Origin of the sequence: Promicromonospora kroppenstedtii (genome assembly GCF_044389675.1) — a bacterium.
Classification (GTDB): domain Bacteria; phylum Actinomycetota; class Actinomycetes; order Actinomycetales; family Cellulomonadaceae; genus Promicromonospora; species Promicromonospora kroppenstedtii.
Window position 1 is genome coordinate 304,298 of record NZ_JBIRYI010000006.1, and the last position, 25,722, is coordinate 330,019.

The following is a 25,722-nucleotide window of genomic DNA, read 5'->3' on the forward strand; positions in this document are numbered from 1 at the left end:
GCCGGTCACTGCAGCAGCTCCGGGATGGCGGCCACGTAGGAGTCCAGGTTGCGACGCACCTCGGCCACGGAGTCGCCACCGAACTTCTCGACGGCGGCCTCGGCCAGGGTGAGCGCGACCATCGCCTCCGCGACGACGGCGGCCGGCGGCACCGCGCACACGTCGGACCGCTGGTGGTGGGCCGTGACCGGCTCGCCGGTGGCGGTGTCGACGGTCGGCAGCGCGCGCGGCACGGTCGAGATGGGCTTCATCGCGGCGCGCACGCGCACGATCTCGCCGTTCGACATGCCGCCCTCGATGCCTCCCGCGCGGTTGGTGGTGCGCTCGATGCCGGGGCGCCCGTCGGGCGCGGTGCCACGGACGATCTCGTCGTGGGCGGCGCTGCCGCGACGGCGGGCGGTGCGGAAGCCGTCGCCGACCTCGACGCCCTTGATCGCCTGGATGCCCATCAGCGCGGCGGCCAGACGCGCGTCGAGGCGACGGTCGCCCTGCACGTAGGTGCCCAGGCCGGACGGCACACCGTAGGCCAGCACCTCCACGACGCCGCCGAGCGTGTCGCCGTCCTTCTTGGCCAGGTCGATCTCCTCGACCATGAGCTTGGAGGACGCCGCGTCGAAGCAGCGCACGGGGTCGGCGTCGAGCGCGGCGACGTCGTCGGGCGTGGGCAGCGCGGCGTCGTCGGGTGCCTCGGCCTCCCCGATCGCGACGACGTGCGAGACCAGGCGGATGCCGAGGGCCTGCTCGAGGAACTTCGCGGCGGCGACGCCGAGCGCCACGCGAGCCGCGGTCTCGCGGGCCGACGCGCGCTCCAGCACGGGGCGCGCGTCCTCGAAGCCGTACTTGCGCATGCCGATGAGGTCGGCGTGCCCGGGACGCGGGCGGGTCAGCGGCCGGTTGCGGGCCACCTCGCGCTCGTCGCCGGTGCCGGCGTCGACCAGCAGCGCGTCGGCGGGAACCGGGTCGGCCGACATGACGTCGGTCCACTTGGGCCACTCCGTGTTCGCGATCTCGATCGCGAGCGGCCCGCCCTGCGTGAGCCCGTGGCGCAGCCCGCCGAGCACGCGGACCTGGTCCTGCTCGAACTTCATCCGGGCACCGCGCCCGTAGCCGAGGCGGCGGCGCGCGAGTGCCCCCTGGATGTCGGACGTGGTCAGCTCCACCCCGGCGGGCAGACCCTCCATCACGCCCACGAGAGCAGGACCGTGCGACTCACCCGATGTCAACCAACGCAGCATGGTCGGATTGTTTCACGCGGGTGACGAGGTCGGCGCACCGGTCCGATGGGCGACACACCGAAGGCACGTGCTGCTCGACATCGGCGTGTCGTGGCGGGGAGACACCTGCCACGGCGGGTGTGTTGCGCAGAGTCGACATTGTCCACGCTGCGCAACGCACCCGGACGCGCAGGCTCTTCCAGGAGCCCTCGCGTGTGCTCTGCGTGGGCCCTGCGCCCGGCAGCCTCAGGCAGCTCAGCGGGCTCAGCCGGTTCAGCGGGCCGGCGTGACGAGAGCCGCGCCGAGCGCCTCGTCCATCGCGTCGAGCGGCGCCGGCTGCCCCGTCATCAGGCGCACCTGCTCGGCGGCCTGGTGCAGCAGCATCCGCTCGCCGCCCACGGCGTGCGCCCCGAGCGCCGTCCACGCCGACTGCAGGGCGGTGGGCCGCGGATCGTAGACGACGTCGAGCAGCACGCCACGCGGCACAGCGCCCCCGGCCGCGCCACCGGCCCCCGGCACGCCGTCGGTCAGCAGCTTGGCCCAGACATCGGCGGCGTACTTCGGCGTCGTGGAGACGACGGCGTCCGCGCTCACCAGGGCCGACGTCGTCGCCGCGTCGTCGAACACCTCGAACGACGGGGTGACCCCCATCCGGGCGACGGCCTCGCGCAGCGGGCCGATGCGGTCCAGCGAGCGCACGAACACCCGCGCCGAGGGGCAGCCCAGCTCGGCCAGCGCGGCCAGGGCCGACGCCGCCGTCGCTCCCCCGCCGAGCACCACGGCCTGGGCGACCGGGTGCTCACCCGGGCCCGTCCCCAGCCCCTCGCGCAGCGCCGCGACGATGCCGTGCACGTCCGTGTTCGTGCCTGTCGTGGTGACCGTGCCGCCGACCGCCGTGAACAGCACCGTGTTCACGGCCCCGACCGCCGCGGCAAGCGGCTCGACGTGGTCGAGCAGCGGGAAGACCGCCTGCTTGAGCGGCATGGTCAGGCTCAGGCCCGCCCACTCACGGCCGAGCCCGCCCAGGAAGCCCGCCAGGGTCTCCTCGGTGACGTCGTGCACGCCGTAGTCCCAGCCCTCCAGGCCGAGCGCCCGGTAGGCGGCGCCGTGCAGCACCGGGGACAGGGAGTGCGCGACGGGGTGGCCGAGCACGGCGGCACGGCGCACGACCGCCGTCGTCGGGCCGCCGACCGAGGCAGCGGGGCCGGTGGGGGTGGTAGGGGTGGTGCTCATGCTCAGTAGCCGTTCTCCGCTGCCCAGGCCTGGTACTCGTCCTTGAAGGCCAGGAACTCGTCGTAGTCGTCCGTGAACTTGGTCTCCTGCGTCTCCAGGTTGACCGTGACGTACCAGATCCACGGGCCTTCCGGCGGGTTCATGACGGCCTCCACCGAGGCGTTGCTCGGGGCCCCGATCGCGGTCGGAGGCAGGCCCGCGACCACCCGGGACGCGTACGGGAACGACTTGTCCTGGAACTCCTCGGTGGTGATCAGGTGGGACGGCTTGTTGCGCCCGTACGAGTCGATGGCGTCCAGTCCGAGCGGCTCGTTGTTCGCCAGCCGGTTGTCGATCACCCGGGCGACCTCGCCGCGGTACTCGTCCGGCGCCTCGCGCTCGACCAGCGAGGCCTTGATGATCAGGTCGTTGCGCTGCTTCGCCGGCACGTCGAGGGCGTCGAGCTCCTGGATGGTCAGGGCGACCATCTGCTTGAGCACGTCGGCGGCGCTCGTGGACTCCGGCTTGGCGTCGTACGTGCTGGCCGCCAGCCAGCCCTCCAGCTCGCCCTTGGCCTCCGGCGGCAGGCCGAGCGCCTCCGTGTTCGCGAGGGCCGCGTCGACGTCGGCCTCGGGCCAGCCCTGCTCGACCATCGTCTCCTTGATCTGCGCCACCGTGTAGCCCTCGACGACGGTCAGGCCGCCCCGCTTGACGTCGTTCGCCGCGAGCAGTGCCACGGCCGACTCCGCGCTCATCCGGAGCTTCATGGTGTGCGTTCCCGGTTGGATGCCCGCGGCGTCCGGGTTGGCGTTGAACGCGCGCACGAACGCCTCGGAGCTCGCCACGACGTCCTTCGCCGCCAGCTCCGCGCCGATCGTGTACCCGTTGGCGGCCTCGGGGACGTCGATGTCGACCGGCTCGCCGCCCGTGCCCTCGTAGTCCGCGGCCGCGAGCGGGGTCTTGATGCCGAACAGGTAGCCGTCGTTCTTCACCGTCCACGCGCCGAGCGCGCCGACGACGACCAGCACCGCCACGACGGCGATGAGCACCGGGCGCAGCGAGCCTCGCTGACCGCCGCCCCGGGCTCCACCGCGCCTCCCGCTGCGTCCCCCACTGCTCCGCCGCCCTGTGCGGTGCTGCCCGTCGCGGTCCCCCCGGCCTCCGCGTCGGCCGCTGGCGTGCCTCGGTGGCCCCTGATAGTCCACTCCGGGAAGGGCCTCGGTCACGCTCGCTCCATCCTCTACGGTGCGCGGATCACTGGCCGATCCACGCTGGTCACCAACCGGGAACACGACTATGCAACCAGAATTCAGCCACATGTCACGATCACATCACAGCCCGGGTGCGGCGAACGCTACCCCGATCTGTACATTCCCGGCCAACTCCCGGGATTAGTCACCCTCAGCTGTTGGCGGCCTGCCACTCGCGGAGCTCCTGCTGGTAGGCGAGGTGCTGCTCGTAGGTCTCGGAGAACTTGGTCTCGCCCGTGTCGAGGTTGACGGTGATCCAGTACTTCCAGTCGCCAGGGGCCGGGTTCAGCACGGCATCGATCGACGTATCACCCGGGGTCGCGATCGGGCCCGGCGGGAGACCCGTGTGCTGGTAGGTGTTGTACTTGTTCTTCGCGTTGGCGAGGTCCTTCTTGGTGAGCTCGGTACCGGGCTTGTCGGCCCCGTACGCGACCGCGGCGTCGATCTGCAGGATCATGCCGTCCTCGAGCCGGTTCACGATCGCCCGGGCGATCTTCGGCTTGTCCTCCGCGTGCAGGCCCTCCCGCTCGACCAGCGAGGCCTTGGTCAGCACGGTCTGCCAGCCGCCGGTGGGGATGTCCTTCTTCCGCAGGGCCTGCTCGGTGCGGTCGACCATCTCCGTGAGCAGCCCGACGGCGGTGTCCTCGTCCGGCTTGAGCGGGTACGTGCCGGCGTGGAGCCAGCCCTCGGCGTTGCCGCCGGCCTGCTTCGGCAGGCCGAACTCGGACGGCTTCTCCAGCGCGGCCTCGAAGTCCTCGGCCGGCACGCCCGTGACCTGCACCGCGCGCTCCACGATCTGCTTGACCGTGTAGCCCTCGGGAATGGTGAGCTGGAGGTCCACCCGCTCGCTCTTGACGAGCAGCGCGACGGCGTCCTTCGCGGGCATCTCCTCGAGCATGTTGTACGTGCCCGGCCGGATCGACACGGAGTCCGGGTTCGCCTCGAACGCCGTCGTGAAGGCGGACACGCTGGCGACCACGCCCGCCTCGTACAGCTGCTGGCCCATGACCGTGCCGGTCGCGCCCTCGGGGATCTCGACGTTGACCTGGTCGCCACCCGGTCCCGGGAAGTCCTTGGACTCCAGCGGGTTGGTCAGGCCTGTCAGGGAGTCGAGGTTGGTCCAGATCGCGTAACCGGATCCGCCGACCAGCACGAGAGCGACGAGCAGTACGACCAGCGAGCGGCCCCGCCGGCTCCGCCGGCGCCGCCGCTGCGCCCTTCGGTCCGATCGCGGGCCGGGGAACGAGGGATCTGCCTGGGGGCGCGGGGGCGCCGTGAAGAGGTCCGTCACCGGAGACTCACTGTCCTTCGTCGGGGGGTGTAGGGGGTGGCGCTACGGTCGGTCGTGCGTGTCGTGCACGGTCTCCACCACGACGAGCTCGCCGGCGCGCTCCCCCTTCGCCCGCTCCGCGTCGAGTGCAGATTGCAGAATGATAACGGCTGCGGCCTGATCGATCACGGACCTGTGCTTCTTGGTTTTGCGGCCTGCCGCGTGGAGGGCCTGGTGCGCCGAGACCGTGGTCATCCGCTCGTCCACGAGGCGAACCGCGGCCCGCTCCCCCGCGTCGGCCAGCGCGACGGTCAGCCGGGCCGCGAACCGGCGGGCGTCGGCGGTGGCCGCGCCCTCCTTGCCGGACAGGTGCCGGGGCAGCCCCACGTAGACGACGGCGGCGAACCGCTCGACCACCTCGTCCACGATCCGCTGCACGTCGGCCGTCGTGCCCGTGGCGCTCCGCGCCTTCGCGCCCTGCGCCTTCTGCTTCGCGCCCGGTGCCCCCTGCTTCCCCGAGCCCGCCAGCACGCGCGGCACGGTCTCCACGGGCGTGGCGACCAGGCCGTCGGGGTCGCTCGCGGCCAGCCCGATCCGGGCCATGCCGACGTCGACCCCGAGCCGGGCCCCCCGCGGGAGGCCCGGCTCGGTACCGGTGTCCGTCACGACGTCAGGCGCCGACGGCGACCAGGCGCACGCCCTCGGCGATGCCCGCGAGGGCCTCGCCGAGCTTGGCGGGGTCGGTGCCGCCGCCCTGGGCCATGTCCGGCTTGCCACCGCCGCCGCCGCCGAGCGTCTGGGCGGCGGTCCGCACCAGGTCGCCGGCCTTGTAGCCGGCCGCACGGGCGGCGGCGTTGGTCACGACGACCACGACGGGGCGGCCGCCCGACACGCCGCCGGCGGCGGCCACGACGGGCTCCGCCTCGCCGAGGCGGCCGCGCACGTCGAGCACGAGGGCTCGCAGGTCGTCGGCCTGGGCCTCGCCGGCGTCGTGCGTGACGACGCGGACGTCGCCGACGCGCGGGGCCTCGGCGGCGAGCTTGCCGGCGACGGCCAGGAGCTGGCCCTGCCGCAGCGTGGCGAGCTCCTTCTCGGCCTCCTTCAGGCGCGTCACGAGCGAGCCGACCCGCTCGTGCAGGTCCTCGGGGCGCGTGTTGAGCAGGCCGGTGAGCTGGCCCACCAGGGCGTGCTCCTTGGCCTGGAAGCCGTAGGCGCCGTCGCCCACCAGGGCGTCGACGCGGCGCACGCCGGAGCCGATCGACGACTCGCCCAGCAGCGTGACCCGGCCGAGCTGGCCGGTCTGCTTGACGTGCGTGCCGGCGCACAGCTCGCGCGACCAGTCACCGCCGATGGAGACCACGCGGACGACGTCGCCGTACTTCTCGCCGAACAGCGCCATGGCGCCGGCCTCGCGGGCCTTGGCGATCGGCATGAGCTGGTCGGTGACCTCGAGGTTGTCGGCGAGGCGCACGTTGACGCGCTCCTCGATCTCCGTCAGGGCCGACGCCGAGACGGCCGACGGCGAGCGGAAGTCGAACCGGATGCGGCTCGGCGCGTTCTCCGACCCGGCCTGCGTGCGGTCCGGGCCGACGAGCTCGTGCAGGGCCTTGTGGATCATGTGCGTGGCCGAGTGGGCGCGGCTGATGGCCTTGCGGCGGGCCGTGTCGATCTGCGCGGTGCCCGGGTCGCCCAGGGCGGCCGTGCCCTCGACCAGGCGGCCCCGGTGCACGTTCAGGCCCTTGATCGGGCGCTGCACGTCGTCGACCTCGATGGTCGCGCCGCTGTCGAGCACGATAGTGCCGTGGTCGGCGAGCTGGCCACCGGCCTCGGCGTAGAACGGCGTGCGGTCCAGGACCACCTCGATCTCGGCCGGGGCGGTGACGGCAGGGGCGGGCACGCCGCCGCTGAGCAGGCCCACGACGCGCACGGTGGCATCGGTCTGCGTGTAGCCGAGGAACTCGACGGGGGCGGTGAGCTCCTTCTCCAGGGCCTCGTACGCGGCGACGTCGGCCCCGCCGGTGCGCTTGGCCAGCGCATCGGCGCGGGCACGGGTGCGCTGCTCCTGCATGAGCGAGCGGAAGGCCTTCTCGTCCACCTGGACGCCCTGCTCGGCGGCCATCTCGAGGGTCAGGTCGATCGGGAAGCCGTAGGTGTCGTGCAGCTGGAAGGCGGCCTCGCCGGGCAACACCAGGTGCTCGCCGCCCTGCTTCTTCAGGCCGGCCACGGCGCTGTCCAGGATCGTGGTGCCCGAGGCCAGCGTGCGGCGGAAGGCCTCCTCCTCGGCGTAGGCGACGGCCGAGATCTGCTCGAAGTTGGTGGCCAGCTCCGGGTAGGAGGGGGCCATCGCGTCCTTGGAGACCGGCAGCAGCGACGGCAGGGCGACGCCGTCGACGCCGAGCAGGCGCATGGCGCGCACGGAGCGGCGCAGCAGACGGCGCAGCACGTAGCCGCGGCCCTCGTTGGAAGGGCGCACACCGTCGCCGATGATCATCAGGGCCGAGCGGACGTGGTCGGCCACGACGCGCATGCGCACGTCGTCGTCGTGGTTCTCGCCGTACTTCTTGCCGGACAGCTTCTCGGCGGCCTCGATGACGGGGAAGACCTCGTCGATCTCGTACATGTTGTCCTTGCCCTGGAGCAGGAAGGCAACACGCTCGAGGCCCATACCGGTGTCGATGTTCTTCTTGGCGAGCTCGCCGACGATCCGGAAGTCCTCCTTGGACTTCACGTCGTCGATGGCGTACTGCATGAACACCAGGTTCCAGATCTCGACGAAGCGGTCGCCGCCCTCGTCGATCAGCGGGCCGCCGTCGGGCCCGAAGGCGGGGCCGCGGTCGTAGAAGATCTCCGAGCACGGGCCGGCCGGCCCGGGCTGGCCGGTGGACCAGTAGTTGTCCTTCTTGCCGAGGCCCTGGATGCGCTCGTCGGGCAGGCCGACGATGTCCTTCCAGAGCTGGCGGGCCTCGTCGTCCTCGTAGTAGACGGTGACCCACAGCTTGTCGGGATCGATGCCCAGCTTGCCGTCCTCCAGCGAGCCCGTCAGGAAGTCCCAGGCCATGCGGATGGCGTCGGCCTTGAAGTAGTCACCGAACGAGAAGTTGCCGTTCATCTGGAAGAACGTGCCGTGCCGCGTGGTCTTGCCGACGTCGTCGATGTCGAGCGTCCGCACGCACTTCTGCACGCTGGTGGCGCGGGTCCACGGCGGGGTCTGCTGGGCCGTCATGTACGGGATGAACGGCACCATGCCCGCGATGGTGAACAGCGTCGACGGGTCCGGGGAGATCAGCGACGCCGACGGCACCACCGCGTGGCCCTGAGCTTCGAAGTAGTCGAGCCAACGCTTGCGGATCTCGGCGGTGCGCATGAGGTCAGTGGTCCTTCTTCTCGGTCGTACTGGTGGGTCGTGCTGGAGGGTGCACGAACTACGGTGCCGGACCGTTGCCCGGGCACGTGCCTATTCTGCCGCTGGTAGCGCGGCAGACGGAAACTGAAAGATCGGGCGGTGTCCCGCTACCGCTGGTCGCCCGGGAGCTCGCCGCGCAGCGACGCCATCAGCTGGGCCTCGCGCTCGGCGCGCGCCGTCGCGAAGTCCGACCGGAACGTGTGCGCCATCCGGTTCAGCCGCACACCGGCGTCGTCGACCGCGGCCGCCGCGCGCTCGCTGACCGCCTCGGGGGTGTACCGGGCGACGATCTGGCGGCCCTTGTGGATCACGACCACGGTGACGGCCACGCCGACGCCGACCCAGAACAGGCGGCGGATCACGCCTCGGCCCCGCTCGCGCCCACGTTCGTGTCGCTGCCGGCGTGCCGGCCGGACCGGCCCTTGGCCTGGCCGAACGCCTGCCGCACGCCGTAGGAGAACGCCGCGACCTTGACGAGGGGCTTGCCCAGCGTCGCCGCGTACAGGCCCGTCAGCGCGGACACGTTCTCGCTGACCGACGCCGCGGACGTGGTGATCGTGTCGACCTTGACGAGCTGCGTGTTGGCGGAGGCGACGGTGCTCGCGGCCTCGTCGAGGATCGGCACCGAGTGCTCGGTGACGTCCTTGACGCTCAACCGCGCCTCGTCCAGGAGCTTGCCCAGCTTCCACAACGGGACGGCGAGAAAGCCCACGAGGAGCACGAACGCGATCGCCGCGATCAGTCCCGCCACGTCTCCGAGGTCGCCGAGGGTCATGCGCAAGCTCCTGCCTGAAGGTCCGCGGATGTCCGGCACAGTCGTCTGCCGGGGGTCGACGATCACCCTATCCCCCTGGCGGCCCCCCTCGCCCGTCGCCGGGTCGGTGTGCGCCGGTGCGGAGTACGGGCCCGGCGCCGAAGCACGGACCCGACGTCGAACGTAGGGTCCGTCGGCTTCTGAGCCCTCATGGACCGACGCACCCTACGTTCGACGCCGCCTGAAGCGACGAACTCTACGTTCGACGGCGCATCAGGCGACGCGCCGGCGGCAGCGAGCCGGCGCCGCGACGTGCCCCGGGCAAGCAGACGGCCCCGCCGCGCCGTGGCGCGAACGGGGCCGTCCGGTACTGCTGAACGAGATCAGCGAGCGTAGAACTCGACGACCATCTGCACGTCGCAGGTCACGGGGACCTCGGCGCGCTTCGGCTGACGGGTCAGCGTGGCGGTCAGCTTCTCGAGCTGGACGTCCAGGTAGCCCGGGAGGGCCGGCAGCACGTCGCGGTGCGCGCCCGCGGCGGCGACCTGGAACGGCACCGTGGTCTGGCTCTTCGGCTTGACCTGGATGGTCTGCCCCGGCTTCACGCGGAACGACGGGCGGTCCACGATCTTGCCGTCCACCAGGATGTGACGGTGGGTCACGTGCTGGCGGGCCTGCAGGATGGTGCGGCCGAAGCCGGCACGCAGCACCACGGAGTCCAGACGGGTCTCCAGGTCCTCGACCATGACCTCACCGGTCAGGCCGGCCTGCTTGCGGGCGTTCTCGTACACCTTGAGAAGCTGCTTCTCGCGAAGCATGTACTGCGCGCGCAGACGCTGCTTCTCGCGCAGACGCACCGCGTAGTCCGACTCGGTGCGACGGCGGGCACGACCGTGCTCGCCGGGCGGGTACGGACGCTTCTCGAAGTGCTTGACGGCCTTGGGCGTGAGCGCGAGGCCCAGCTTGCGGCTCAGGCGCACCTGACGGCGCGCACGGGTCACAGAAGTCACTGTGATGTCCTGTCCTGTAGATATTGAAGGTCACACCCGGACACGGCTCCCCCACGAGGAGGGAACACACCGGGTGCGGGACCAGCCGATGGAGCGAGGTGCGTGAGCACCGTGCTCGCGGGGCCGAGGTCCCAGGGCGTTGCCATGGGCAACCTGAAGATCTTACCGCACGGGAGCATTCCGGCTCGCCGTGGGGCTGCTCACTTCCCCGCGCCGGCCCTGCCATCCTTGCCTGCGGCCTTGCCGCCGTCCGTGCCGTCAGCCCTGCCGTCAGCCCTGCCGTCGCTCCCGAGAATCCCCCGGATGCGCTCCAGGCGCTCCCCCACCTGCCGCTCGTACCCGCGGTCGCTCGGGTCGTAATAGCGCGAGCCGGCGAGCACGTCCGGCAGGTACTGCTGCGGCGCGACGCCGTGCGGCCAGTCGTGCGCGTACCGGTACCCGTCGCCGTGGCCCATCTGCTTGGCCCCGGCATAGTGCGCGTCGCGCAGGTGCGGCGGCACCGTGCCCACCTTGCCCGCGCGCACGTCCGCGAGGGCGGCATCCACCCCGAGGTAGGCGGCGTTCGACTTGGGCGCCGTGGCCAGGTGCACCACGGCCTCGGCCAGCACGATGCGCCCCTCGGGCATGCCGATGAGCTGCACGGCCTGGGCGGCGGCGACCGCGGTCTGCAGGGCGGAGGGGTCGGCCATGCCGACGTCCTCGGCCGCGGAGATGACCAGGCGCCGGGCGATGAACCGCGGGTCCTCCCCTGCGGCGACCATGCGGGCCAGGTAGTGGAGCGCGGCGTCGACGTCGGAGCCGCGGATGGACTTGATGAACGCCGAGATGACGTCGTAGTGCTGGTCGCCGTCGCGGTCGTAGCGGACGGCGGCGACGTCGACGGCGCGCTCGACGTCGGCCAGGCCGATCACCGGGGTGGTGCCGTCCTCGCCGGTGGGCGGGTCGTCGTCGGACAGCACCGCGCCCGCGGCAGCCTCCAGGATCGTCAGGGCCTTGCGGGCGTCGCCGCCGGCGAGGCGCAGCAGGTGCTCGCCGGCGTCCTCGTCGAGTTCCACCGACCCGGCCAGGCCCCGCTCGTCGGTGACGGCCCGCTGCACGAGCCCACGCACGTCGTCGGTCTCGAGCGGCTTGAGGGTCAGGAGCAGGGAGCGCGACAGGAGCGGGGAGTTGACGGAGAAGCTGGGGTTCTCGGTGGTGGCGGCCACGAGGGTGACCCACCGGTTCTCGACGCTCGGCAGCAGGGCGTCCTGCTGGGACTTGGAGAAGCGGTGCACCTCGTCGACGAACAGCACGGTCTCGTCGCCGCCGGTGGCGAGCCGGCGCCGGGCGTCCTCGACCACCTGGCGCACGTCCTTCACGCCGGCGGTGACAGCGCTGAGCTCCACGAAGCGGCGCCCCGAGACGGTGGCCACCAGGTAGGCGAGCGTGGTCTTGCCCGTCCCGGGCGGCCCCCAGAGGATGACGGACGACGGCGCGGCGCGACCGCCCCCGCCGGGTTCGATGAGCCGGCGCAGCGGCGAGCCGGGCACCAGCAGGTGCCCCTGCCCGGCTATCTCGTCGATCGTGGCCGGGCGCATGCGCACGGCGAGGGGCGACGACGCGCGCGCGGTCGGGGTACCCGCGCTGTCGGTCGTCACCGTGCTGAAGAGGTCGTCGAACACCGCCCCAGCCTACGGATGCTCACTGACACCCACGTGCCGGGCCGCCACACGACCGGGCACATGGTCGGGCCACGGCTCGTTGGGCTGCCGCGGGTCCTCGGGCAGCAGCGTGCCTACCCAGGCGTCCCGCCGCACGCCACGCTGCAGACCGTGCCGGCGCAGCGTGGCCTCGACCTGGAAACCGAGGCGCCAGGCGACACGCCGGGAGGCCCAGTTGCCGACGTAGGCGACCCAGCTCACCACGGACAGGCCGAGGCCGTCCGGGTCCAGCGCCCAGTCGACCACCAGGCGCGACGCCTCGGTGCACAGCCCTCTGCCACGGGCATCCGGTGTCATCCAGAAGCCGAGCTCCCCCGCGCGCTCCTCGGCCGGGGTGCCCTCGTTGGTGAGGCCGACCATGCCGATCAGCGGCCCGTCGGCGTCGCCGGGGGCGCGCACGGCCCACGTGTAGACGGAGCCCTTGGCCCAGCCCTCGGCCACGTGGTACCGCACGAAGCTCTCGGCGTGCCGCCGCTCGTACGGGACGGGCACCACCGTCCACTCGGCCACCGCGGGGTCCTGGCAGGCCGCGGTGATCGCGTCGACGTCCGCGTACGTGGGGACGGACAGGCGGACGTGCTCCGTGGCCAGGACGAACGGTTCCATCCCTCGATGGTGCCACAGAAATAGGCCCTCACCTGCAGGTTTGCAGATTCCGACCCGACGCCGCGGGGGTCGGGCACGTGACGTCGGTCACGCCTCGCCGATGTCGTCGTCCGCGTCGTGGGGTGCGTCGCCCGGCGTGTCCCCCGCCTCCGCGGCGGCCTCCTCGGGGGGCTTGCGCAGTGTGCTGTAGACCGCCCAGGCCACGGCGATGAGCGGCACGGCGACGATCGCGCCCAGGATGCCGCCGACGACGGTGCCGCACGTGACGCCCAGGGCGACGACGACGGGGTGCAGCGAGACCTGCTTGCCCATGATGAGCGGTTGCAGCACGTGCCCCTCGAGCTGGCCGATGCCGGCGATGCCGAGCGTGACGATCAGGGCCGTCAGCAGCCCGTCGGCCGCCAGCGCCACGACGGCGGCGATGATCATGGCCAGGGGCGCGCCGATGAGCGGGATGAACGTGCCGATGAAGACCAGGACCGCCAGCGGCGCGGAGAGGGGCACGCCGAGGATCGAGAGAAAGATCCCGGCGAGGATGCCGTTGGTGATCGCGACGAGCACCGTGCCGCGCGTGTAGCCGGAGAAGGTGTACCAGCCGGCGCCGGCGGCGTCGTTCCAGCGGCCGCGGGTGCGGGCGGGCACCTGCTGCATGAACCAGCGCCACATGGTGCCGCCGGACGCGAGGAAGAAGACGGTGCAGAAGATCGCGAGGGCCAGGACGGCGATGCCCTCGACGATCGAGCCGGCGCTCTCGGCGGCGCGGCTCACGAGGGTCTGGGAGTTCTCCTGGATCCAGCTGGCGGCGTCGTCGATCCACTGGTCGCGCCGGTCGAGCTGGACGTCGAACGGGAACCGGTTGTTCTCGATGAGGCCGACGATCTGGTCGATGCCGGTGTTGAACTCCCCCGCGAGCCGTTCCCACTGGCCGGCGACCGAGACGACGACGTACGTCACGAGGCCGCCGACCACGAGGATGCCGGACAGGATGGCCGCGGCGGTGGCCAGAGCCCGGGGCATCACCCGGTCGTAGAGGTCGGTGAGCGGGTTGAGCACGGCGGTGAAGACCAGCGCCAGGAAGACCGCGACGAACACGATCAGCACCTGGGTCACGGCCCAGAAGACCAGGGCGACACCGGCGACGACGAGGATCAGGCGCCACGACCAGCCCGCGGAGGTGCGCAGCCACGGCGGCGGCGCGGAGTCGCGCTGCCCGGACTCGCGCGGCGCAGGGTCCCGGTGGGGAACACCGGGCTGCGCTGTCTCGGGCCGTGCGGCTGGTCGTGGTGCGTCAGGCACCGAGTCAGTCTGCCCCATCGACGGCCGGCGTGCCGGGCGCCGGGGCCGTCCGGCGCAGCGTGCAGTACACCGCCCAGGCCACCGCGGTGAGCGGGACTGCGACGACGGCGCCCAGCAGGCCGCCGAGCACGGAGCCGGCGGCCACCACCAGCGCCATGACCACGGGGTGCAGCGAGACCTGCTTGCCGGTGATGAGCGGCTGGAGCACGTTGGCGTCGATCTGCGCGACGACGACCATGCCGATCAGCACCACGAGCGCGAGCACCGGGCCCTTGGCGGCCAGCGCGACGAGCACGCTGATCACGATGGCGGCGACGGGGCCGATCATGGGGATGAACGCGCCGAGGAACACCACGACCGACAGGGGCAGGGCGAGCGGCACGCCGACGACGGACAGGAAGATCCCGGCCAGGATGCCGTCGGACAGCGCGACGAAGAACATGCCCCGGGTGAAGCCGGAGAACGAGTTCCAGCCCGCGGCGGCCGCGGCCTCCCAGCGGTCGTGCCGGTCGGCGGGCACGAAGTCCAGCGCCCAGCGCCACATGCGGCCGCCCTGGGTCAGGAAGAACACGGTGCAGAAGATCGCGAGGACGACGGCGGTCGCGCCCTCCGCGATCGACCCGGCGCTCTGGGCGGCGGTACCGGCGTAGTCGCCGGCGTGGGCCTGGAGCCAGGCGCCGCCGTCCTCCAGCCACTTGTCCGGACCGCCGAGGCCGGCCAGCATCGGGATGCCGGTGAGCAGCTCGGCGAGGTCGGTCAGGCCGGTGGCGAACTCGGTGGCGAGGTCCTCCCACCGGCTCACCACGGACGAGACCACGTAGGTCACGAGCGCACCGACGGCGAGCACCGCCGTCAGCAGGGACGCCGCCATGGCGAGGCCGCGCGGCATGACCCGGTCGTAGAAGTCGCCCAGCGGCAGCAGCACGGTGGTGAACACCAGGGCCAGGAACAGGGCGACGAACACGACCTGGACCAGGCCCACCACGTAGAACACGACCGCGACGGCGGCCACGATCCCGACCAGCTTCCAGGCCACCTCGCCCGCCGAGCGGATCCACGGGGCGCCGAACGTGGCGGGCACGTTCTGGGGCACGGCTTGTCCGGCGGCCTGTCCCGGCGCCGGATCCTGCGGGGTGGTGGGCGGCTCAGCCGCCGTCGTCGGCGCTACCGTCGGCGCTTGTGCCGTCATCGCCATGCTCCCGATTTTGTTATGGGCGAATTGTCCAGGGCGGACCCTAGCGGCGGCCCGCTTCTCCCGACAACTCCCGCCCGACGGGCGGTACGACGGCGACGCCTGCGCCTCAGGCGCGCGACGTCCGCCCCGCCAGCGCCCGGAAGGCGACGGTGAAGCTGACCAGCGCGACCGCGGCGATCGAGGCGGCGCCCTGCCAGAGGGCGGTGCCGTCCCAGCCGTCCATGATCAGGGACCGCAGGGCCGCGAGCAGGTACGTGACGGGGTTGTAGACCGCGATGGTGGCGAGCCACCCCGTCAGGGCGTCCAGCGGGAGGAAGGACGTGGTCAGGAACGCGAACGGGAAGAACAGCAGGAAGCTGGAGCTGACGGCGGCGGGGTTCCCGGTGCGGAGCGCGATGGCGTACGGGAACCCCGTGAAGGCCAGCCCCCAGAACCCGGCCAGCAGCAGAAAGGCAACGACGCCGGCCACCCCCGTGGCGAACCGCACGCCGAGCGCGAAGCCGAGGGCGAGCACGGGGACCGACAGCGCGATCACCAGGACGAGGTCGGCCACCATCAGCCCCAGCAGGAGCGAGGTGCGGTGCATCGGCGCGAGCAGGAGCCGGTCGAAGTAGCCGCCGGTGATGTCGGTGACCAGCGCGCTCGCCCGCGAGACGCCGGTGACCGCGAAGACGATCGCGACCGGGATCTGGAACGCCTTGAAGTCGTCGATCCCGGCCACCGAGGCGACGTCGGACAGCGCACCGACGTTGACGACGAAGAAGAAGACCGGGATGACGAGCGCGGGGATGATCGCCTCCGGCTCCCGGGGGATCTGCCGCAGGGCACGGATGGCGACGGAGGCGAGGTCGCGCCAGAAGCCGGCGGGACGGCCCTTGATGGTCTGCTGCCGGACGCCCTGCGTGCTCCGGCCGGTGCTCCGGTCCGTGGTCATGGCCGTCCCTTCTCCTCGTCGTCCAGGATCCGCTCGCCCGTGACCCGGAAGAACACGTCGTCGAGCGTGGGGCGCCGCAGGGCGAGCTCGCGCACCCGGATGCCCGAGCGGTCGAGCGCGAGCGCCACCGGGCTGATGGCCTGGGCGCCGTCCTCGACGGAGACCATGAGCCGGTGGGCCTCGACGTCGATGCTCCGGATGCCGCCGAGACCGGCCAGCGCGGAGCGTGCCGCGTCGGGCCGGTCCGCGACCTCGACGACGACGACGTCGGTCCCGATGGTGCGCTTGAGCTCCTCGGGGGTGCCCTCGGCGACGATCTGGCCGTGGTTGATGATCCCGACGCGGCCGGCCAGGGCGTCGGCCTCGTCGAGGTACTGGGTGGTCAGGAACACGGTCATGCCGAGGTCGCGGTTGAGCCGCCGGATCTCCGCCCAGACGGCCGCGCGGCTGAGCGGGTCGAGCCCGGTGGTCGGTTCGTCGAGGAACAGGACCTGCGGGTTGTGGACGAGTGCGAGCGCCACGTCGAGGCGACGCTTCATGCCTCCGGAGTAGGTCGCCACGCGGTCGTCGAGGGCGTCGCCGATGTCGATGAGCTCACGCAGCTCCGCGACCCGCTGCGTGGTCTCCCGCGTGGTCAGCCCGTAGAACCGGCCCTGCAGGCGCAGCAGCTCCAGGCCGGTCTGCTTGTCGTCGAGCGCCGCCTCCTGCAGCGCCACCCCGATCCGCAGCCGGACGGCGGTGGCGTCGTCGACCACGTCGTGGCCCGCGACCTGGGCCGTTCCCCGGGTGGGCGCCAGGAGCGTGCAGAGCACGCGGGTCAGCGTCGACTTCCCGGCGCCGTTGGGTCCCAGGAACCCGTAGACCTCGCCTGCCTCGACGCTGAGGTCGACGCCGGCCACCGCCCGCTTGTCACCGAAGTGTCGTTCGATGCCGCGGGCCACGACTGCCTGCTCTGACATGCCTGTTCCTCCCGCACCCGAAGGCCGCTGCCGGTCCCGGACCGTCCCCCTGGCGAGTACCGCTGACACCACTGTCGCAGGCGGGTGCGCGGGTAGCGCGCGGAGGTGCGGAGGTGCGATGCGGCCCGGCTCAGGGCTCGGTGACGCTGCCGAGACCTGCGTTCGCGGTGACCGCACTTGTGAACGAGGTGGGGGTCTCCGGCTCCCGATCCCTGCCGCAGCTCAGGTCGTCGGGTGGGTCGAGGGACGCGACTGCGCTCCACTCCTCCGGCCGCAGGTCGCGGCCGGCGGCCCTGCAGGCGGCGTCGACCACCGCCCCCGGCGTCAGGTCCCAGCGTGCGATCGGAGCATTGGCCGAGGCCGAGAGGATGCTCTCCCCGGCGACCGTCAGGGTGGCCGTGGCCCACGGCCAGTTCACACCGCTGGAGCCGCCGCTCGGCATCGGGAAGCTGCCCATCTCGTCACCGGTGCCCGTGTCGAACAGCACGAGATGCCCGTCGTTGCGCACCCGGGCCACCAAGGACGTGCCCGGCACCATGGCGACCGCATGGACGAAGTCCCCCTCCATCGGAATCACCCGGCGCAGCTCGGCCCCGGTCGCGTCAAGGACGTCGACCTGCTGGGGCCGCACCACGATCACCGCCTCGTCGGTCATGAGGATGCCCCGGGCCACGCCCTCGCCACGCAGCGCTCTGGTCCGCCCCGAACCAAGGTCCACCAGGTAGGCGCCACGCTCGTCGGCCGTGGCGATCCCGACGGTCGTCCCGTCCGGGCTCAGGGCCGCGCTGTTCACGATGCTTGTGTCCCGCCCCCACTCCTCAGGCTCCGGAATGTCCGTGTCGATGCGGCGGAGCAGCCTGCCCGTCTCCGCATCACGCACCTGCACGTCATGATCGCCGTCCACGAGGATCAGCCGGTCCCCGACGACCCAGGCACCGAACAGGCCCCAGGACGTGGTGTCGGTCTCCTGGTCGTCGAGCCAGAGCTCCGTCACGCGCTCGCCGTCCAGGACGTAGCCGGCGATCGTGCTGGCGATCAGCAGCGAGCCGTCGCGGCGCCAGAGCGGCCAGTACCCCTCGGCCTCCACGGTTCTCGTCCGGGTGCCGTCATCGATGACCATCTGGCCGAAACCGCCGACGGCGGCGATTCGCTCGCCGTCGTCGGACGCGGCGAGCGTCGCGCTGAACCCAGCGGTGGGCCCGTCCTGGACCACGAGGTCCAGCTCGTCGTACACCTCCGGCCGCGCGGACAGGTTCCAGAGGGTGATCGAGCCGTGGTCGACGGTCACGACCCGGTTGTTCGACAGGAAGACCGCCGCGTCCGGGAGGCGTGCGCCCGTGAGTCGCCACCGTGCCGGGCCGTCGAGCGACTCCCTCAACGAGGTCACCCAGATCTCGTCCCCGCCCGCGACGAGGTACCGGTCACCCGTGCCGCTGATCGCGAAGGCTGTGGTGTTGCCCGATGTCAGCGGCTGCGGCACGTACGCCGCCGGGACGTCTTCCACGCGGAGGTCGTTGTCGGTCGTGATCGGCAGCGGGTCGGTCGGGTGGAAACCCCCGCCGGCCGCGCCCGCACGTCCCGTGTAGTTCGGGAAGACCCGCAGGTCGTAGGAGGCGAAGCCGAAATACCTCGCGTTCGGCGCGAGGGCCAGTAGGACGCCGTTCATCGGGGCAAGCGCTTGGTCACCCTCCGCGTCGACCGAGCCCAGGTCGTCCAGCGGCCTGCGTTGCCAGGTGCCCAGCTCGGAGGCGATGGTGACGACGCCGTCGTCGACGCCTATCTCGTCCGCCGACGGCACGCCATGCCTCTTGACGTCCTCGACGACGGACCCGTCCGACGTGTCGATCACCCTCATCCGCGTCGGGCGTTCGCTGAACGGCTCGGACTCCACGACGACGAGGTGTGAGTCGTCGACGCCGACCCGGGCGTTCTCGGCGGCGACGTCGAAGGCCCGCCCGTCGCGCCACACCGTCACCGCCTCAGGCGTGGCCGCGGCGACGACCGTGCCGTCACCGCCGACGGCGACGTCGAGGATCTCCTCGCCGGCGAGGCCGAGGACCTCTGTCGTGGCGCCGTGGGTGTCCCAGAGGACCAGCCCTTCTGTCGTCGCGGCCACCACGTGCGTCCCTGATGCCGTCAGTGACGCGTGCTGGGCCGTCGACGTCATGGGCCCGGGCAGGGGCACCTGGGCGGAGCGGTAGACGTTCGCACCGGCCGCCTGATAGAGCGCGGAGGTCGTCTGGGCGTCCTCGTGCAGCCGGTACCCCTCGACCGCCAACAGCTTCGCCCGCTCGTCGTCCGTGTCCGCCACCGCCAGCGCCGCGTTGGACAGCAACCTCGCGTTCGCCGTGACGTTCGACTCCGCCGCCGCGCGCCCCTGCAGGAACGCCGCACCGGCCGCGAGCGCGAGTGCCACGCTCGCCGCGCCGAGCGCGATCGCGACCCGTCGCCCGCGCCGGATCTCCCCGCGCTGCCACTCGACGTGGAACCCGATCAGGTCGGCCTTGGGCACCCCGCGCAGCGGGGCCGCAAGGCCGGCGAGCGCCATCCGCACGTCCGCCGCACCGGAGTCGAACCGCTGCGCACGGCTGAGGCCGCGCAGGTCCTGCCAGATCAGCTCGCCCTCGAGACGGTCGGCCAACGCGGGCGGTATCGCCGAACGTTCACCGAGGCGGTCCCGTTCCGCCGCGCTCCAGCCGACCTCACCGTCGGTCACGGCGACCAGCAACCGTTCCCAGGTCCCGTGCCGGTCCCACCACCAGTCGAGCTCCTGGTTCACCCACCGGGAGCGTGCCGCCGCGGGCGACGCCAGGAGCAGCAGCCACTCGGACCTGCCGAGCGCGCTCTGGATCTCCGGCGTGAGCTGCCTACCTGCGGCCAGGTAGCTCTCGTCCCGGAAGATCTCCAGGGGGCGGTCACGGCGGTTCGTGCGGCCGAAGCCCTCCAGCTCACGGTGCAGAACCCGGCTGAACGCGGCGTCGGCCGTGTGACTGTAGGAAACGAATGCGTCGAACCGCTTGTTCTGCCCGCCACCGTCCACGCCAACCCCACTCCCCCCGGAATGTCCGTTACGCCGAGAGTACTCACCGGGGGTGTGCGAACCACGGTGGAATCACCGGGAACGGGTGAGGCCACGAGCCCGTCGGCGCGCTGGAGTGGTCCATGTCGAGGACCGACCTCGTCGTTCCTGCCCGACAAGGAGCGAACATGACCAGCGCACAATCCTCCGGGCCCGACCCCTATCCCGGGATGACCCCGGTCGCCTACTACGGCCCGCCACCCGAAGCGCCCAGTGCGGCGGGCTTCGGCGGGGCCATGCTCATCGTGGTGTCCCTGTTCCAGGTGCTGCAGGGGATCTCCGCCGTGGCCCAGGACACCGTCTACGTGACCGGCGTCGACTACGTCTACGCCTTCGACGTGACGACCTGGGGCTGGATCCACATCGTCCTGGGCGTGCTCGCCCTCGCCGCGGGGATCGGGGTGCTGGCCCGCCAGACCTGGGCGTTCGTCACCGGCATCGTGCTCGCCGGCCTGGCCTGCCTGGCGAACTTCGCGTTCATCCCGTACTACCCCATCTGGAGCCTGATCATCATCGGCTTCTACCTCCTGGTGATCTGGGCGCTGAGCACCCGCTTCTCGCGGCGTGCCGAAGCGTGACAGTGCCACACCACCGGGTGAGGTCCCCTCAGAGCCGCTGCGCGAACCGCACCGGCTCGACGGTCTCGGCGCTGTGCCGGGCCGCCCAGTTCTCCAGGGAGGCACGGCAGGCGTGGTCGAGGTGGTGCAGGTCTGCCAGGTCGACCTCGACGGGGCGGTCCTGCGGGAGGGCCTCCAGCTGGTCGAGCAGCCGGGGCAGCCGCAGGAACGTCGCGCTGCCGCTCAGGCGCACGGTGAGCGGACCGGCGCCCGGGTCGGTCACGTCCAGGTGCACGCGTGAGGTGTCCCAGGCGGTCTTGACCACCGAGAGCGCCAGCCCGACCAGCACGCCCTCGAACATGCCCACCGAGACGATCGCCAGGGCGGTCGCCGTCAGGACGAAGGACTCGCCCCGGTGCTCACGCCACAGCCGGCGGATCTCCGCCAGCGGGATGAGCTTGAAGCCCGCGTGCACCAGCACCCCGGCCAGCGCCGCGACGGGGATGAGACCGAGTGCCGCCGGCACCAGCGCGGCGAAGAGCAGCAGCCACACCCCGTGCAGCACGCGGGACGCCTTGGTCCTCGCCCCCGCCTGGACGTTGGCCGCGCTGCGGACGATGACGGCGGTCAGCGGCAGTGCGCCGAGCACCCCGCACACCGCGTTGCCCGCGCCCTGCGCCATCAGCTCCTGGTTGTAGCGCGTGCGCGGCCCGTCGTGCAGCCGGTCCACGGCTGCGGCGGAGAACAGGCTCTCGGCGGAGGCGATGAGCGTGAAGGCGAGGATCGTGCCGAGCACCCCGAGCTCGGCGAGCCGGCTGAAGTCGCCGGGCCCCGGCGGCTGGATCGAGTCCAGCAGGCCCTGCACCTCGACCATCGCCACCGACGGCCCGAGGAACGCGCCCGCCACGATCGCCAGGCCGACGGCCACCAGAGGTGCGGGCACGACCCGCAGCCGGCGCGGCATCCGCGCCCACAGCACGAGCACCGCGATCGTGCCCAGTCCGAGCGCGAACGACGTCAGCGCGGCGGGCGAGCGTACGACGTCCACCAGCATGCCGGGCAGGCCCGCGATCTTCGCGAGGCTCGTGGCGGGCGCGGCCAACCCCGCCATCGAGTACAGCTGCCCGGCGATCAGCACCAGACCGATGCCGGCGAGCATCCCCTCGACCACCGAGACCGAGATGGCGCGGAACCAGCGGCCCACCCGGAGCGCGCCCATCAGCAGCTGGAGCAGCCCGGTGGCGAGCACCAGGACCCCCAGCGCCGAGAGCCCGAACTGCTGCACGGCCTGGTAGACGAGCACGGTCAGCCCGGCGGCCGGACCGCTGACCTGCAGGCTGCTGCCCGGGAGGAACCCGGTCACGAGCCCGCCCACGATGCCCGTGACCAGGCCCAGCTCCGCCGGTACGCCGGAGGCGACGGCCACCCCCACGCACAGCGGCACCGCGACGAGGAAGACGACGAACGAGGCGGTCAGGTCCGCCAGGAACGTCCGGCGTCGCGACGACGACGGCGGGGCTGCCGCCACGCTCCCGGGCGCGGTCACAGCGGGGTGCCCGGGTCGGCGGAGGAACGAGCCTGGTCAGCGAAGGAACGGGCATGAACGAGAAGATGCTGCATCAGATACCCCCTGGTGCGCCCCTGGGCGCATCGGTCGTCGACGATGGTGCGGAACGTCGGGTAGGTGAGGTGCATGTGGCGACCCGGTACGGATCGAGGCCGTGGTTCGGCGTGTCCCTGCTGAGACCAAGTCTTGGGACTGAATCTCAGAGCAACCTCAGAGGCCGGGTGAAAGAATCGGCGCATGGACCTCGACGCCCGCCGTCTCCTGCTGGTCGAGGACGACAGGCGCCTCTCGCAGCTGCTCGTCCGACTGCTCACCGCGGAGGGATACGACGTGGTCCCCGTCTACGACGGCCAGGCCGGGCTGCACCACGGGCTGACGGGCCGGTGGGACGCGCTGGTCATCGACCGCACGCTGCCCGCCATGGAGGGGGCCGACCTGGTCCGCCGGCTGCGCTCGCGGGGCATCACGACGCCGACGATGCTCCTCACCGCCCGCGGCACCACCGAGGACCGGGTGGAGGGTCTGGACGCCGGCGCGGAGGACTACGTGGTCAAGCCGTTCGACAGCGACGAGCTGCTGGCGCGCCTGCGGGCGCTCCTGCGCCGGCACAGCGACACCTCCCCCGTGATCGACCTGGGCGGACGGCGGCTCGACGTCGCGTCGCGGCGGGTGCTCTCCCCCGACGCCGACCCGGTGGAGCTGTCCGCCCAGGAATGCGCGCTGCTGCGGATCATCGCGGCCAACCCGGGCCGGGTGCGCAGCCGCGAGGAGCTGCACCGGCGCATCTTCCAGAACGCGGACAGCCCGAACGCCGTGGACACCTACGTCTACTACCTGAGACGCAAGCTCGGCGCCGGCATGATCCGCACGGTGCGCGGCCTCGGCTACCAGCTCGGCGCCACGTGAGCGCTGCGATCAGCGACCGCCGGCTGCTGCGCAAGGCCTCCCTGGCGGTCGCCCTCCAGACCGGCGCCGCGGTCGGCATCGTGGTCTCCGCGGTGATCGCCCTGGTGTACGTGGTGGGGCTGGAGGCGCGGCGGGACGCGTCCGAGGTCAAGCTGCAGGCCAAGGTCGCCGAGGCCGGGAGCCACCACGTCACCCTGGACGGCACCGACACCGTGGTGGTCGACGGCATGCCCACCAACTGCCCGGAGCGCCACGTGCGCGAGACGGCGGCCCGGCTGCCCGACGGCCAGTCCCGGGTCGAGGTCTGCGGCAACCCGTTCCTCGCCTATGTCGGCGAGTCGCCCGACGGGACCCGCGTCACCGCGATCATGAACTTCGTCGAGCAGCAGGAGGAGACCGAGCGGCTCGCCCGGTTCTCGCTGACGGCCGGCGCCCTCGGCGTCCTCGCCTCGGCGGTGCTCGGCTGGGCGTTCGGCCGCCGGGCCGTCCGGTCGCTGGGCGACGCCCTGGCGTCGCAGCGGCGGTTCGTCTCCGACGTCAGCCACGAGCTGCGGACGCCGCTGGCGATCCTGCTCACCCGGGCCCAGCTGCTGCAGCGCGGTCCTGCGCACGACGAGGCCCAGCGGCTGGAGCTGGAGCAGCTGACCCAGGACGCCAAGATCGCCGCGGAGGTGGTCGACGACCTCCTCCTCGCCGCGGAGATCCAGCACCGGCCGCTCCCCCGCGTGCCGGTCGACCTGGGCCTGCTGGCCGGCGAGGTCCGCGCCTCGTTCGCCACGCGGGCACAGCTCGCGGGCGTCGACCTGCTCGTCGACACCCAGCCGGGTACCGACTACGTCGTCACGGGCACCACCACCGCCCTGCGCCGCGCGCTGTCGTCGCTCGTCGACAACGCCCTGGCCCACGTGGCCGACGGCGGCCGGATCGTCATCTCGCTGCGGCCACGGAGCACCGGGATCACCGTGGCCGTGACCGACGACGGCGAGGGCCTCGACCCGGCCCGGGCGCGCGAGCTGACCATGCGGTTCCGGCGCGGGTCGCACGACAAGGCGGGCAGCGTGCGGCTCGGACTGGGTCTCGCGCTCGTCAGCGAGATCGTCACGGCCCACGGCGGCGAGCTGACGATCGACGGCGCGCCCGGGTCCGGTGCGACCTTCGCGCTGTCGTTCCCGGCATCGAGCATCCCGCGCGGGATGCGGGAGGCACCCCTGCCCGCGGCAGGGCTCCACCGGGGCTGACCAGTGGCGCGGCGGGCCTAGCCGTGCACCAGCTCGCGGAGCGCGGCGTCCGACGCGGCCTGGGCCGCGCGGTCGTACGTGGAGCTGAACGCCATGATCTCCTCCGCCCCCGTGACCTCCGCCAGCCGGTCGAGCCGGCGGCCCACCGTGGCCGGGGAGCCGACGGCGCCCTGCGCGAGCTGCGCCTCGACGCGCTCGCGCAGCTGGCCGCTCCAGGGCTGGGCACGGATCGCCGCGACCGGCTCCAGCGGACCGAACTCACCCGTCTGCCGGGACCGGGCCATCGCCCACGCCTCCGGCAGGGCCAGCTCGCGGGCGTCCGCGTCGGTGTCCGCCACCAGGACGTCGGACGAGACCGTCACCGAGGGTTCGGGAGCACGGGGCGAGGGCCGGAACTGCTTGCGGTACGCGGCGAGCGCGTCGGTCAGCTCAGGGCGGTCGAGCAACGGCCCACCGACGACGACCGGCAGCCCCAGCCGCGCGGCGACGGCGAGGCCCCGCCCGGTGGCCAGCACGAAGACCGGTACGGTGCGTTCGGCCACCGGCCGGGCGGTGACCGCCGAGGCTCCGTCGAGGTGGTCGCGCAGCTCCTCGACGTCCTGCACGAAGGTGTCCGGTGCGTCCGACCCGCGCCGCAGTGCCCGGCGCACGGGCTCCGTGAAGCCGAGGGTGCGCCCCACCCCGAGGTCCACCCGGTCCGGGTAGAGGGCGTCGAGCATCAGGAACTGCTCCGCGACGACCAGCGGCTGGTGGTGCGGCAGCATCACGCCGCCCGACCCGATCCTGATGCTGGTGGTGCGGGCGCCGAGCGCACCGAGCAGGACGGGCGGCGACGCCGAGGCGATTCCCGGCACGGCGTGGTGCTCGGCGACCCAGAAGCGGTGGTAGCCGAGCCGCTCGGCCGACACCGCCCGCTCGATCGTGTGCGTCAGCGCGGCGCTGTCGGGGTACCCCGTACGGGTGCGGGAACGGTCCAGCAGGGAAAGCCTCACGTGAGGCGTCAACCACGTGCGCACCCGGGCGCTTCCCGCTGCTCCCTGACCGCCGTACCCGGGCGGCTACGACGGACCGGGCGCCGTCCAGCGTTCCTCGAGAACATGACAGCGCGTGATGAGGCCGTCGAGGCCGACGGCGACGTCGAGCACGAACTCACCGGCCAGGACGAGACCGGTCGCACGCACCCGGGCCCGGCAGGTGCCCGTCACCACCGCCCGGTCCCCCTCTGCGCGGATCGTGTCCAGGTCGACGTGCTCGACGTCGAGCGCCTCGCCGAGCAGGGCGAGGCCCTCGAACCCGGTATCCGCGTCCGCGTCGAACCGTCGCGCCAGGTCGCGGGGCGACGCCCCGGCGACCCGCGCCGCGAACAGCTCGACGACAGCGACCCGAACCCCTGATTCCGCCCGGATCTCGACGGCTCCTCCCGCGTGCATGAGGGCTGTCTAGCCACCAGCACCCACCCGGCGCAAGGGCCGCGGCGACCGGTGGGGGCCACTGACCGGAACCGGCCACGACACTCCGACCGCGTGGCGCAGGCGCTCGTGCGCCAGCAGGTCCGACACGGTGACGAGCTCG

General features: G+C 72.5%; 22 protein-coding genes. 3 read left to right on the forward strand and 19 right to left on the reverse strand.

What is annotated here, in order from left to right; genetic code table 11:
- Positions 1–5: 5 nt before the first annotated feature.
- The 16 genes from aroC to ACH47X_RS12180 form a co-directional block, all read right to left on the reverse strand.
- Positions 6–1,235: a chorismate synthase gene (gene aroC, locus ACH47X_RS12105; protein WP_026365707.1), complete on the reverse strand. Its 1,230-nt coding sequence runs from the start codon at positions 1,233–1,235 to the stop codon at positions 6–8.
- A 252-nt stretch (positions 1,236–1,487) separates the two neighbouring features.
- Positions 1,488–2,447 (reverse strand): shikimate dehydrogenase, encoded by a 960-nt coding sequence (locus ACH47X_RS12110; RefSeq protein WP_397404531.1) that lies wholly within the window; start codon positions 2,445–2,447, stop codon positions 1,488–1,490.
- A 2-nt stretch (positions 2,448–2,449) separates the two neighbouring features.
- The gene (locus ACH47X_RS12115; protein WP_397404533.1) at positions 2,450–3,475 is read right to left on the reverse strand and encodes an endolytic transglycosylase MltG; all 1,026 of its coding nucleotides are present in this window, start codon (positions 3,473–3,475) and stop codon (positions 2,450–2,452) included.
- Between the two features lie 352 nt (positions 3,476–3,827).
- The gene (gene mltG, locus ACH47X_RS12120) at positions 3,828–4,967 is read right to left on the reverse strand and encodes an endolytic transglycosylase MltG (RefSeq protein WP_397404535.1); all 1,140 of its coding nucleotides are present in this window, start codon (positions 4,965–4,967) and stop codon (positions 3,828–3,830) included.
- 42 nt (positions 4,968–5,009) lie between these two features.
- Positions 5,010–5,612, reverse strand: coding sequence for a Holliday junction resolvase RuvX (gene ruvX, locus ACH47X_RS12125; RefSeq protein WP_397404537.1), 603 nt, complete (start codon positions 5,610–5,612; stop codon positions 5,010–5,012).
- Between the two features lie 4 nt (positions 5,613–5,616).
- Positions 5,617–8,310, reverse strand: a complete 2,694-nt coding sequence (gene alaS, locus ACH47X_RS12130) for an alanine--tRNA ligase (protein ID WP_397404539.1) — start codon at positions 8,308–8,310, stop codon at positions 5,617–5,619.
- 146 nt (positions 8,311–8,456) lie between these two features.
- On the reverse strand, positions 8,457–8,711 hold the full coding sequence (locus ACH47X_RS12135; RefSeq protein WP_020015442.1) for a hypothetical protein: 255 nt from the start codon (positions 8,709–8,711) through the stop codon (positions 8,457–8,459).
- Positions 8,708–9,124 (reverse strand): DUF948 domain-containing protein, encoded by a 417-nt coding sequence (locus tag ACH47X_RS12140; RefSeq protein WP_036967547.1) that lies wholly within the window; start codon positions 9,122–9,124, stop codon positions 8,708–8,710. Before ACH47X_RS12140 ends, ACH47X_RS12135 begins: the two co-directional genes overlap by 4 nt.
- Before the next feature lie 362 nt (positions 9,125–9,486).
- Positions 9,487–10,113, reverse strand: a complete 627-nt coding sequence (gene rpsD, locus ACH47X_RS12145) for a 30S ribosomal protein S4 (RefSeq protein ID WP_020015444.1) — start codon at positions 10,111–10,113, stop codon at positions 9,487–9,489.
- 200 nt (positions 10,114–10,313) lie between these two features.
- Positions 10,314–11,774, reverse strand: a complete 1,461-nt coding sequence (locus tag ACH47X_RS12150; protein WP_397404542.1) for a replication-associated recombination protein A — start codon at positions 11,772–11,774, stop codon at positions 10,314–10,316.
- 9 nt (positions 11,775–11,783) lie between these two features.
- The gene (locus ACH47X_RS12155) at positions 11,784–12,419 is read right to left on the reverse strand and encodes a GNAT family N-acetyltransferase (protein ID WP_397404544.1); all 636 of its coding nucleotides are present in this window, start codon (positions 12,417–12,419) and stop codon (positions 11,784–11,786) included.
- A gap of 87 nt (positions 12,420–12,506) precedes the next feature.
- Complete coding sequence (locus ACH47X_RS12160; protein ID WP_397404546.1) at positions 12,507–13,715, reverse strand: AI-2E family transporter; 1,209 nt, start codon at positions 13,713–13,715, stop codon at positions 12,507–12,509.
- A 4-nt stretch (positions 13,716–13,719) separates the two neighbouring features.
- Complete coding sequence (locus ACH47X_RS12165; protein ID WP_397404548.1) at positions 13,720–14,904, reverse strand: AI-2E family transporter; 1,185 nt, start codon at positions 14,902–14,904, stop codon at positions 13,720–13,722.
- A 112-nt stretch (positions 14,905–15,016) separates the two neighbouring features.
- A complete protein-coding gene (locus ACH47X_RS12170; RefSeq protein ID WP_397404551.1) occupies positions 15,017–15,844 on the reverse strand; it encodes an ABC transporter permease in 828 nt (275 codons plus the stop codon).
- Positions 15,841–16,803, reverse strand: coding sequence for an ATP-binding cassette domain-containing protein (locus ACH47X_RS12175; protein ID WP_397404553.1), 963 nt, complete (start codon positions 16,801–16,803; stop codon positions 15,841–15,843). Before ACH47X_RS12175 ends, ACH47X_RS12170 begins: the two co-directional genes overlap by 4 nt.
- 130 nt (positions 16,804–16,933) lie before the next feature.
- On the reverse strand, positions 16,934–19,843 hold the full coding sequence (locus tag ACH47X_RS12180) for a WD40 repeat domain-containing protein (RefSeq protein WP_397404555.1): 2,910 nt from the start codon (positions 19,841–19,843) through the stop codon (positions 16,934–16,936).
- Positions 19,844–20,010: 167 nt separating this feature from the next.
- Between ACH47X_RS12180 and ACH47X_RS12185 the strand changes: the two genes are divergently transcribed.
- On the forward strand, positions 20,011–20,460 hold the full coding sequence (locus ACH47X_RS12185; RefSeq protein WP_397404557.1) for a DUF7144 family membrane protein: 450 nt from the start codon (positions 20,011–20,013) through the stop codon (positions 20,458–20,460).
- 28 nt (positions 20,461–20,488) lie between these two features.
- Here ACH47X_RS12185 and ACH47X_RS12190 read toward each other — a convergent pair whose 3' ends face one another.
- A complete protein-coding gene (locus tag ACH47X_RS12190) occupies positions 20,489–21,985 on the reverse strand; it encodes a SulP family inorganic anion transporter (protein WP_397404559.1) in 1,497 nt (498 codons plus the stop codon).
- 258 nt (positions 21,986–22,243) lie between these two features.
- Here ACH47X_RS12190 and ACH47X_RS12195 point away from each other — a divergent pair, with 258 nt between their 5' ends.
- Both ACH47X_RS12195 and ACH47X_RS12200 read left to right on the forward strand, forming a co-directional pair.
- Positions 22,244–22,912, forward strand: a complete 669-nt coding sequence (locus tag ACH47X_RS12195; protein ID WP_397404561.1) for a response regulator transcription factor — start codon at positions 22,244–22,246, stop codon at positions 22,910–22,912.
- Entirely contained in the window at positions 22,909–24,150 is a 1,242-nt protein-coding gene (locus ACH47X_RS12200) for a sensor histidine kinase (protein WP_397404563.1), read from the forward strand. The genes ACH47X_RS12195 and ACH47X_RS12200 overlap by 4 nt, the downstream gene beginning before the upstream one ends.
- Before the next feature lie 17 nt (positions 24,151–24,167).
- Here the strand turns inward: ACH47X_RS12200 and ACH47X_RS12205 are convergent, their stop codons facing one another.
- Both ACH47X_RS12205 and ACH47X_RS12210 read right to left on the reverse strand, forming a co-directional pair.
- Positions 24,168–25,142, reverse strand: a complete 975-nt coding sequence (locus tag ACH47X_RS12205; RefSeq protein ID WP_397404565.1) for an LLM class flavin-dependent oxidoreductase — start codon at positions 25,140–25,142, stop codon at positions 24,168–24,170.
- Between the two features lie 66 nt (positions 25,143–25,208).
- A complete protein-coding gene (locus tag ACH47X_RS12210; RefSeq protein WP_397404567.1) occupies positions 25,209–25,580 on the reverse strand; it encodes a hypothetical protein in 372 nt (123 codons plus the stop codon).
- Between the last annotated feature and the right edge of the window lie 142 nt (positions 25,581–25,722).

Excerpts from the sequence above, each read along its gene's own strand:
- aroC (WP_026365707.1), bottom strand. The coding sequence starts at position 1,235 with ATGCTGCGTTGGTTGACATCGGGTGAGTCGCACGGTCCTGCTCTCGTG.
- ACH47X_RS12110 (WP_397404531.1), bottom strand. The coding sequence starts at position 2,447 with ATGAGCACCACCCCTACCACCCCCACCGGCCCCGCTGCCTCGGTCGGC.
- alaS (WP_397404539.1), bottom strand. The coding sequence starts at position 8,310 with ATGCGCACCGCCGAGATCCGCAAGCGTTGGCTCGACTACTTCGAAGCT.
- ACH47X_RS12140 (WP_036967547.1), bottom strand. The coding sequence starts at position 9,124 with ATGACCCTCGGCGACCTCGGAGACGTGGCGGGACTGATCGCGGCGATC.
- ACH47X_RS12155 (WP_397404544.1), bottom strand. The coding sequence starts at position 12,419 with ATGGAACCGTTCGTCCTGGCCACGGAGCACGTCCGCCTGTCCGTCCCC.
- ACH47X_RS12165 (WP_397404548.1), bottom strand. The coding sequence starts at position 14,904 with ATGACGGCACAAGCGCCGACGGTAGCGCCGACGACGGCGGCTGAGCCG.
- ACH47X_RS12170 (WP_397404551.1), bottom strand. The coding sequence starts at position 15,844 with ATGACCACGGACCGGAGCACCGGCCGGAGCACGCAGGGCGTCCGGCAG.
- ACH47X_RS12175 (WP_397404553.1), bottom strand. The coding sequence starts at position 16,803 with ATGTCAGAGCAGGCAGTCGTGGCCCGCGGCATCGAACGACACTTCGGT.
- ACH47X_RS12185 (WP_397404557.1), top strand. The coding sequence starts at position 20,011 with ATGACCAGCGCACAATCCTCCGGGCCCGACCCCTATCCCGGGATGACC.
- ACH47X_RS12195 (WP_397404561.1), top strand. The coding sequence starts at position 22,244 with ATGGACCTCGACGCCCGCCGTCTCCTGCTGGTCGAGGACGACAGGCGC.
- ACH47X_RS12210 (WP_397404567.1), bottom strand. The coding sequence starts at position 25,580 with ATGCACGCGGGAGGAGCCGTCGAGATCCGGGCGGAATCAGGGGTTCGG.